The following is a 9,408-nucleotide window of genomic DNA, read 5'->3' on the forward strand; positions in this document are numbered from 1 at the left end:
CCGATGAACGCCTGGTCCACCTTCTGCCTGCCCAGCCGCGACACCGGCAGACCGTTGCGGCTGACGGTGCCCGGCCGCGCGACGTAGGGTTCCAGCCCGGACAGATCGACGTGGCGGACCTCTTGGTAGGCGGCGTCGGGATCCGGTGCGGCGGCGTCGTATCCGGTGATGCCGCGCTCGTCGAGGAATGCCGTCAGGATCTCGTCCGGCTCGAAGGTGCCGAAGTCGGCGGAAACCTCGGCGCACTGCGTCGCGATGGTGCGCCGGTCGTGCATCGGGATGCCGGCCAGCCCGGGGCCGCCGAACTCCAGGTTGAGGTTGGCGGCGTCGCCGTATTCGTCGGCGAGGTAGAGGAAGACGTCCTTGCCGCTCACGGCGTCCGGTTTGGCGCCGTGTAGTTCGTAACGGACGGTCGGCGCGACCTGAAACCACGTCGTTCCGGTGCACATGATCGAATACACCTCCGCGGGGCCGAGTCCGCGGGCCGCCGTGTTGTAGGCGCCGGCGGCGCAGGTGTGCGAATCGGCGCAGGCCAGTATCTCCCCGGGCCGCGCCAGGCCGTTCTCGGCGATCACCTGGTGGCAGATGCCGTGCCGGCCGACGTCGTAGAAGCGCTCGATGCCGAAATCGGCGGCGAACTTGCGGGCGTGCGTTCCGCCCGCGGCGTCCTTGACGGTCGGCGCCGGGACGGCGTGATCCATGACGACGGCCAGCTTGGCGGGGTCGTGGACGCGGTTCGGCGCGATCCACATGGTGGCGAACTGCAGGTCGATCAGGACGGTCATGTCGACGTCGACCACGACGGCGTCCCCCGGCGACACCGAGCCCAGACCGGCTTTGCGGGCGAGGATCTTCTCGATGACGGTCATGCCCATGAGTTGTCCCGGTGCGCGTAGCGGTCGTCGAGGGCCAGCCACTCGGCCATGCCGACGAGGTCGAAGAAGCCGGCGGGGCTGCTCGGCAGGTGGGCTGCCAGCTCGCTGCCGTTGAGTTCGCAAAGGCTTTGCAGCATGCCGAATGTCGCCTGCATCAGCAGGTTCCCGGGATGGATGGCGATGGCGTAGCCCAGCTCCTGAAGTCGCGCCGCCGACTGCAGCGGCGTCATGCCGCCCAGCACGAGGTTGATCAGCAGCGGGGCGTCGACTTCGGTTGCGATGCGCTCGATCTCGCCGGTGTCCTGCGGCGCCTCGACGAAGATGACGTCTGCGCCCGCGCGCGCGTAGCGGTTGGCGCGCTCGATTGCCTCGTCGAGCCCGAGCGGGGCGCGGGCGTCGGTGCGGGCCACCACGAGCAGGTCGTCGTCGGACCGCGCGTCCAGGGCGGCGGCGAGGGTCTGCTCGAACAGCGCCGCGTCGACGACCTGTTTGTCCGGCAGATGGCCGCACCGTTTGGGGAAGGCCTGGTCTTCCAGCTGAATCGCGGCCACCCCCGCCGCGTCGTACGAACGCACCGTGCGCACCACGTTCCGGAGTGCGCCATACCCGGTGTCGGCGTCGGCGATGAGCGGGATGTCGCCCAGCGCGTCGGCGATCATCGCGGCCCGCCCCGCCATCTCGGTTGCCGTGACCAGCCCGATGTCGGGCAGGCCGAAACCCGAGGCCGCCACGCCCGCCCCGGTCATATAGGCCGCGACGTGGCCCGTGCGTTTGGTCAGTTGCGCGGAGATGCCGTCGAAAACGCCGGGCGCGACGACGAGTTCGCGCTTGCCGAGCAGCTCCCTGAGGCGTCGGCGGGCCGGGGTGGTAGCCACAGCAGGTTCCTTTCAGTCCAAGGCGCCCGCCACCGGAGCGGCGAGCAGTTCGGTCAGTTGATCGGTGTCGTCGAGTTCCTCCAATCCGAGCACCGCCCGTTCGATCGCGTCGGCGCGGGCGCGGTCGGTGACCCGCTCGGCGAGCGCGTGGAACTTCGCGACGACTTCGTCGTCGGTGACGGGGTCGGTGGGCGCCCCATGCGGTACGTCGACGCCGACCCGGTGCACGGCGCCGTCGACGGTCGTCACCGCCAGCTCGGTGCGGAACTTCTCGGTCGTCGCGGCGCGGGCCGGCGATTCGTCGAGATGGACCGTGGTCGCGGCGATGAGCGACCAAATGTCGTCGGCGTCGCGGCGCGCCGGGGCGAACTGTTCGGGCAGCACGTTGCCGTCGAGCAGCGCCGCGGCGGTGACGTAGCCGATGTTCATCTGCGCCCCGATCGGCGTGAGCGGTCGCTCCGGCGGCCACCAGCCGTGCTTGTAGACGGTCTCGCCGACGGTGATGTCGATCTTTGAGATGTTCTCGGCCACAACGGATTCGCGCAGCTGCCTGGCGGCATCGATCGCTCCGTGCAGGCCGCCCATCGCGGCGTAGGGCTTGACCATGATGATCTTCGTCTCCCAGCGCCGGCCCAGCTGGCCGGTGAGCAGCGCGGCGTCGGGTTCGTGACCCTCGCCGAAAACGCTGAGGAAGCCGCCGTATTCGCGCTCGAACACTCGCTTGATGCCGGTATAGCCGGCCGCCGCCAGGCCCGCGGCGTAGAACCCGTTGCGGGCGGCCAGGCCGTGGTGCATGCGTTTGCTCATGGCCTCGTACTGCGCGGCCATCAGCCCCGACGACTGCGTGGCCGCCAGCCCGAGGGCGTCTTCCAGTTGCGCGGGCGGCAGTCCGCGCAACTTGCCCGACGCCATGGCCGCCGAGTGGGTGCCGAAGACCGAACCGGAGTGCCAGCCGCGGTCGAGCATCTGGGTTCCGTGCAGGGTGTAGCCGACTCGCGGCCCCACCTCGAACCCGGCGATCGCCGCGAGCAGCAGTTCGGCGCCGGTGGTCGTTCCCGGCCGGGTCGCGGCCGTCGACAGCAGGGCGGGGATGACCAGCGAGCAGCTGTGCAGCGGCGCGAGGGGATGGAAGTCGTCGAGCTCGAAGCCCTGGATGAACGTGCCGTTCAGGATCGCGGCGCCGGGCGCGCCGGTGGTGTGGCCGGTCCCGATGACGACGGTGTCACCCGCGCCTTCCATGCCGAGCACCGCGTCGGTGGCGAGCCGCGACCAGGGCAGTCGCGCGCCGAGGAGGGCGCAGCCCAGGCCGTCGAGCAGCAGGTGCTTGGCGCGCCGCCAGACGGGCTGGGGCACGTCGTCGAGGGTGAGCCCGGCGATCCAGGTGGCCAGTCGCCCGGTGGGCCCCGCCGGGTCGGTGGCGGCCCGCTGCGTCACCACCGTCATCAGCCACCCCTTCCCGATTAGTTGTTATATACATATAACAACTAGCGAAACGAGCGCAAGCGGACGGGTGTGGAAACATTCATGACCGTGGACAAGGCCGGCGACAGGGCGGCACCGGTGTCCGCCGCTGCGGGTGTCCCGCTGCACCGGCAGCTGTTCCTGGTGCTCCACGACGAGATCGACCGCGGCGTGCTGGCCCCCGGCGACGCGCTGCCCACCGAGCAGACGCTCTGCGAGCAGTTCGGGGTCTCCCGGATCACCGTGCGCCGGGCGCTGGCGGACCTGGTCGAGCAGGGCTACATCGAGCGCCGGCACGGGGTGGGTTCCTTTGTGCGCACGCACGGCCCGGCCGACGTGTCGTCCTCCGGCAGCTCCTACATGGCGGGGCTGCGCCGGACCCAGTTCGAAACCGAGGTGGAGGTGGTCGAACTCGGGGTCCGCCGCCCTCCGCAAACCGTCGCCGAGGCGCTCGAGACGTCCGGCGACCTGCTGCACATCGTGCGGGTGCGGCGGCAACGCAGGACCGGGGAGCCGTTGATCGTCAGCGAGGCCTGGCTGCCCGCGGAACTCGCCGGCGCGCTGACGGGGCCCGCGCTGCGGCGCGCGCCCCTCTACCAGTTGCTGTCCGACGCGGGGATCGTCGCCGACCGGGTGCGTCATGAGATCACCGCCGAGATCGCGGGCCCGCGCAACGCCCGCCTGCTGGACACGGCGATCGGCGCCGCGCTGCTGCGCGTCAATCGGCTGGTGTTCGTGGCCGGCGCGCCGCACCACCACCTGTCTGCCCTGCTTTCGCCCGGGCGCAGCCGCGTGCTGCTGAGTCAGACCGCCGACGAACTCGAGATGGCCGACGGCCTGACGATCGCCCACGACGTGCGCCGGGACTAGCCCGAGCCCCCCTCGCGCAGGGCCGCGTCGATCGCGTCGGCGCGCGGCGCGCAGTCGCCGGCGCCGCGCACCAGCGTGGCGAGCGCGCCGGCCGTGCACGCGCGCCGCAATGCGCGCAGCCGCTCGGGCGTCGCGCCGGGCCCCGGCGGCCAGTTCGCCGCCAGCACCCCGGCGAACACGTCGCCGGCCCCGGTGGTGTCCACCGCGTCGACCGCTGGGGCGGGCACCGTGAACTCGCCGTCGGTGCCGGCGTACCGGGCGCCCCGCGCGCCCAGGGTGGTCACCAGATGGTCCGGCCGCCAGCGCCATTGGCGTTCCTCGTCTTCGTTGACGATCACCACGTCGGCCAGCTCCGCCAGTTCGGCCAGCGCGCCGTCGTCCCGGCCCGCCGGCGACGCGTTGACCAGGACGACCGACCCGGCCGAGCGGGCCGCGCGCGCCGCGCCCAGCGCCGTCGCGACCGGAATCTCCAACTGGGTCAACAGCACGTCGCAGTCGGAGATCACCGTGCGCACCGTCTCGTCGGACGGCGAGAGCCGCCCGTTGGCGCCCGGAGCGACGACGATGGTGTTCTCGGCGCCGGTGTCGACCACGATGATCGCCGTGCCGCTCGGACCGGGGACCGCGACGGTCCCGTCCAGCCCGACGCCGTTGGCCGTCAAATGCGCCCGCAGCTGTCCGGCCGCGGCGTCCTCGCCGAGCGCGCCGACGAACTGCACCTGTGCGCCGGCCCGCGCCGCGGCGACCGCCTGGTTGCCGCCCTTGCCGCCGGGGGCGTGGCTCGACGACGACGCCAGCACCGTCTCGCCCGGACGCGGGAGGGCTTCGACGCCGAACGTCAGATCCATGTTCACGCTGCCAACCACACACACCCGCGCCATTCCCGCGACGGTAGTCGCGCCGGGCGGGGAGCGTCGCTTTGCGGCAATCGCCAATATCTGCGGGTCGGCGCGTTACTCTGCTGCGTGAGCGAGGCCGAATCCTGTCGAAGAAAGGCGGAGAGGCGATTGACATCGAGCGGGGTTAAAGACGCCGATCCGGCCCCTCGGACCAGCCGGGAAACCGGCGGGGAAATTGCCAGCGAAACCACTTCGGAAAGCGGCCGGGAATCCGCCGGAGAGACCGATGGGAAATCCGCCCCGGTCGAATTGGCGGGCAGAAGAAAGCACCGGTTTCTGTCGCGGCCCCGCTTCCGGTTCGGCATCCAGTCCAAGATCCTGGTGGCGCTGCTGCTGTCGAGCATCCTGGGCGTGGCGGTCATCGGCTTCATCGGGGCCGTGTCCGGCCGCGACGCGTTGGTGCAGGTCGAGTCCGAGCGGTTGATCGAATTGCGCGGATCCCAGAAGCGCGCGGTGGAAGCGCTGTTTCGGCAAGTGACGAATTCGCTGATCGTCTACAGCGGCGGATTCAGCATCGTCGAGGCAACCGACGCGCTCACTGCGGGTTTCGACCAACTTGCCGACGCGACGATCACCCCCGCCCAGCAGCAGGCGCTCGTCGGCTACTACCAAAACCAGATGATCCTGCCGATCAAGCAGCTGACCGGCGACACGATCGACCTCAACGCCGTCCTGCCGAGTTCCAACGCGCAGAGGTACGTTCAGGCGAACTACACCGCGGTGCCCACGCCGCCGAACGAACAGGCGGGCATGCGGGAGGCCGGCGACGGCAGCGCGTGGTCGGCGGCCAACGCCCGCTTCAACTTCTACTTGAGCGGCATCGTGACGCGCTTCAAATATCGAGACGCGCTGCTGCTGGACACGCAGGGCAATGTCGTCTACAGCGTGCGGAAAGGGCCGGACCTGGGGACCAACATCCTCACCGGCCCGTACCGGGAATCCAATCTCCGTAGCGCCTACCAAAAGGCGTTGCGCTCCAACGATCTCGACTTCGTCTGGATCACCGACTTCCAGCCCTATCAGCCACAGCTCGACACGCCCACGGCGTGGGTGGTGTCGCCGGTCGGCATGAACGGCAAGATGAGCGGCGTCATGGCCCTGCCGGTGCCGATCGCGATGATCAACACGATCATGACCGCAGGAAAACAGTGGAAAGCCGCTGGGATGGGTGCCGCGACCGAGACCTATCTGGCGGGCCCCGACGACCTGATGCGCTCGGATTCGCGCATTTTCCTGGAAGACCCGCAGGAGTACCGGCGCGAGGCCATCGCCGCCGGCACACCGCCCGATGTCGTCGCCCGGGCGATCCGGCTGCACACCACCGTGCTGGTGCAGCCGGTTGCCAGCTCGGGCCTTCGGGCCGCCCAGCGCGGCGAGAGCGGGACCGTCAGCGGCACCGATTACACCGGCAACCGGGAGCTGGAAGCGTATGCCCCGGTGAACATACCCGACTCAGACTTGCACTGGTCGATCCTGGCCACCAGGGACAACTCCGATGCCTTCGCGCGACTGGGCAGGTTCAGCCAAACGCTGGTGATCGCGGTGACGGCGATGATCTTCGTCATCTGCGTGGCCTCGATGCTGGTCGCCCAGGCGGCGGTGCGGCCGATCCGGCGACTCGAGGCGGGCACGCGCAAGATCAGCTCCGGCGATTACGAAGTGAACATCCCGGTGAAGTCGCGCGACGAGTTCGGCGATCTCACCGCGGCGTTCAACGAGATGAGCCGGAACCTGGCGATCAAGGACGAACTCCTCAACGAGCAGCGCCGGGAGAACGAACGGCTCCTGCTGGCGCTGATGCCCGAATCGGTGGTGCAGCGGTACCGCGGCGGCGAGGAGACCATCGCCCAGACGCATCAGGACGTCGCCATCATCTATGCCGACATCGTCGGGCTCGACGAGATCTCCAACAGCCTGCCCGGCGACGTGCTGGTCGGCATCGTCGACGAACTGTTCCGCCAGTTCGATTCGGCGGCCGAAGCCCTTGGCGTGGAACGGATCCGCACGTTCCACAATGGCTATCTGGCCAGCTGCGGTGTGATCACCCCGCGACTGGACAGCATCCACCGCAGCGTCGATTTCGCCCTGGAGATGCGCCACAGCATCGACCGCTTCAACGCCCAGACCGGTCACCAGCTGAGCCTGCGGATCGGCGTCAACACCGGCAACGTGGTCAGCGGGCTGGTGGGCCGGTCCGGTCTCATCTACGACATGTGGGGCGGGGCGGTGAGCCTGGCCTACCAGATGCACAGTGGCGCACCGCAGCCGGGCATCTACGTGAGTGCTCAGGTCTATGAGGCGCTGCGGGACGTGCGGCAGTTCACGCCGGCGGGCACCATCTCGGTCGGCGGATCCGAGCAGGCGATCTACCGGCTCGCGGAGCGGTGATGAACGCCTGGCACGCCCCGTGGTTCTACTGGGCGATCGGCATCGCGGTCGGGTTTCCGCTCGCGTTGATCGCGCTCACCGAGCTGGGTCACAACCTGGCCCGCCGCAACAGCCGTATGACCAGACAAGTCAGCCTGCTGCGCAATTACCTGCTGCCCCTCGGTGCGCTGTTGCTGCTGCTGGTCAAGGCGTCGCAGATCCCGGCCGGCGACGTGCCGGTGCGGATGCTCACCACGCTGTTCGGCTTCCTGGTGCTGCTGGTGGTGGTGTCGGGTCTCAACGCCACCGTGTTCGAGGGCGCCCCCGCAGACAGTTGGCGCAAAAGGCTTCCCGGAATCTTCCTCGACGTGGCCCGCTTCGCCGTGATCGGCACCGGTGTGGCCCTGATGTTGTCCTGGGTCTGGGGTGTACGGGTCGGCGGCCTGTTCACCGCGCTGGGCGTCACGTCGGTCGTGATCGGCCTGATGTTGCAGAACTCCGTCGGCCAGATCGTGTCGGGGTTGTTCATGCTCTTCGAGCAGCCTTTCCGGATCAACGATTGGCTCGACACGGGAACCGCGAAGGGGCGCGTCGTCGAGGTGAACTGGCGGGCCGTGCACATCGACACCGGCAGCGGCATGCGCATCATGCCGAACTCGATGCTGGCCACGACGTCGTTCACGAACCTCAGCCGCCCGCCGGGCACACACAAACTGTCGCTGACCACCACCTTCTCGGCCGCGGACCCGCCCGACCGGGTCTGCGCGCTGCTGACCCGGACCGCATCCGGCCTGCCGCAACTGGCGACCGGCGTCGTGCCCCGCTCGGTGCCCGTCGGCGGCGCCGAGTACCGCACGTCCTTCGCGCTGAACTCGCCCGCCGACGACGGTGGCGCCCGGTCCACGTTTTTGCGATGGATCTGGTACGCCGCGCGCCGGGAAGGGCTTCACCTGGACGGCGCCGACGACGACTACTCGACCGCCGAACGGGTCGAGAGCGCGTTGCGCACCGTGGTGGCGCCCGCACTGCGTCTCAGCATGGACGAACAGCGCTTGCTGCACTCGCGCGCCCGGCTCGTCCGGTACGGGGCCGACGAGATCGTCGAGTACGCGGGTCAGGTGCCCGCCGGGATGACGTTCCTGGTCGCCGGCAGCGTGCAACTGACCGCCACGGCCGACGACGGGTCCGTCACGGTGATCGGCACGCTGGCAGAGGGCTCGTTCCTGGGGCTGACGGCGCTGACCCGGCAACCGAACCTCGCCGGCGCCCACGCGCTCGGGGAGGTCACCGCGCTCGAGATCGACCGCGAACACCTCGAGCCGCTGGTGATGCGCGAACCGGTGCTGCTGCAGAACTTCGGCCGCATCATCGAGGAGCGTCGCAACAAAGTGCGCCAGGCGAGGTGCGGCGAGCGGGCGGGAGAGACGCCGGTGAAAGCCGCCCTGTCGGTGGTGCACACGGAACGCGGCCCGGCACGTCACGGCGCACCGATGCAGCGGTCGCAATGACGCGGATGGGGCAGCCTTAGTCGGCCGCTCGGCGACCGATACCCTGGTTCGATGAGTCTGCGAGCACCGTCGCGCCCCGACTTGCGCCGCGAAGTCCACGACGCCGCGCGCCGCGCCCGTGTCGCGGCCCGCGCGCTCGCGGTGTTGCCGACGGTCGCCAAGGACGCCGCGTTGCAGTCCGCGGCCGCTGCGTTGGTGGCGCACACCGCGACGATCCTGGAAGCCAACGCCGAAGACCTCGACGCCGCGCGGGCCGCCGGCACGGCGCCCGCAATGCTCGACCGGCTGGCGCTGGACGCCAAGCGCGTCGAGGCGATCGCCGCGGGCCTGCGTCAGGTCGCGGGGTTGCCCGACCCGGTCGGTGAGGTGCTGCGCGGCTACACCTTGCCCAACGGCCTGCAGCTGCGCCAGCAGCGGGTGCCGCTGGGCGTCATCGGCATGATCTACGAGGGCCGGCCCAACGTCACCGTCGACGCCTTCGGCCTGGCGCTCAAGTCCGGCAACGCCGTGCTGCTGCGCGGGAGTTCGTCGGCGGCCAGGTCCAACCAGGCGC

The 9,408-nt window shown here is 69.9% G+C and carries 7 protein-coding genes and 1 pseudogene; 4 read left to right on the forward strand and 4 right to left on the reverse strand.

The genetic code is table 11. The annotated features are described in order from the left end of the window. From AC2VOU_RS07670 to AC2VOU_RS07680, 3 genes are all read right to left on the reverse strand, one after another. Positions 1–875 (reverse strand): aconitase family protein (locus tag AC2VOU_RS07670; RefSeq protein ID WP_486956833.1); only part of this gene is annotated, 875 nt, incomplete at its 3' end. Then, positions 866–1,750 carry an isocitrate lyase/PEP mutase family protein gene (locus AC2VOU_RS07675; RefSeq protein ID WP_486956834.1) on the reverse strand — a complete coding sequence of 295 codons (885 nt, stop codon included), beginning with the start codon at positions 1,748–1,750 and terminating at the stop codon, positions 866–868. The genes AC2VOU_RS07675 and AC2VOU_RS07670, both read right to left, overlap by 10 nt. Before the next feature lie 12 nt (positions 1,751–1,762). Then, entirely contained in the window at positions 1,763–3,193 is a 1,431-nt protein-coding gene (locus AC2VOU_RS07680; protein WP_486956835.1) for an MmgE/PrpD family protein, read from the reverse strand. A gap of 81 nt (positions 3,194–3,274) precedes the next feature. On the opposite strand from AC2VOU_RS07680, the gene AC2VOU_RS07685 reads away from it, so the two are divergent. After that, positions 3,275–4,081: a GntR family transcriptional regulator gene (locus AC2VOU_RS07685; protein ID WP_486956836.1), complete on the forward strand. Its 807-nt coding sequence runs from the start codon at positions 3,275–3,277 to the stop codon at positions 4,079–4,081. Here AC2VOU_RS07685 and AC2VOU_RS07690 read toward each other — a convergent pair. Next, positions 4,078–4,962, reverse strand: coding sequence for a ribokinase (locus AC2VOU_RS07690; protein WP_486956837.1), 885 nt, complete (start codon positions 4,960–4,962; stop codon positions 4,078–4,080). The two genes, AC2VOU_RS07685 and AC2VOU_RS07690, sit on opposite strands and share 4 nt — an antisense overlap. A 192-nt stretch (positions 4,963–5,154) precedes the next feature. Between AC2VOU_RS07690 and AC2VOU_RS07695 the strand changes: the two genes are divergently transcribed. The 3 genes and pseudogenes from AC2VOU_RS07695 to proA form a co-directional block, all read left to right on the forward strand. Then, a complete protein-coding gene (locus AC2VOU_RS07695) occupies positions 5,155–7,368 on the forward strand; it encodes an adenylate/guanylate cyclase domain-containing protein (protein ID WP_486956839.1) in 2,214 nt (737 codons plus the stop codon). Then, on the forward strand, positions 7,368–8,855 hold the full coding sequence (locus AC2VOU_RS07700) for a mechanosensitive ion channel family protein (protein WP_486956838.1): 1,488 nt from the start codon (positions 7,368–7,370) through the stop codon (positions 8,853–8,855). The genes AC2VOU_RS07695 and AC2VOU_RS07700 overlap by 1 nt, the downstream gene beginning before the upstream one ends. Positions 8,856–8,906: 51 nt before the next feature. Next, positions 8,907–9,408 (forward strand): annotated as a pseudogene (gene proA, locus AC2VOU_RS07705) (glutamate-5-semialdehyde dehydrogenase); the annotation flags it as partial.

Source organism: Mycobacterium sp. TH-M25 (assembly GCF_057473665.1).

Coding starts and splice junctions, on each gene's coding strand:
- AC2VOU_RS07680 (WP_486956835.1), bottom strand. CDS start 3,193: ATGACGGTGGTGACGCAGCGGGCCGCCACCGACCCGGCGGGGCCCACC.
- AC2VOU_RS07685 (WP_486956836.1), top strand. CDS start 3,275: ATGACCGTGGACAAGGCCGGCGACAGGGCGGCACCGGTGTCCGCCGCT.
- AC2VOU_RS07690 (WP_486956837.1), bottom strand. CDS start 4,962: ATGGCGCGGGTGTGTGTGGTTGGCAGCGTGAACATGGATCTGACGTTC.
- AC2VOU_RS07700 (WP_486956838.1), top strand. CDS start 7,368: ATGAACGCCTGGCACGCCCCGTGGTTCTACTGGGCGATCGGCATCGCG.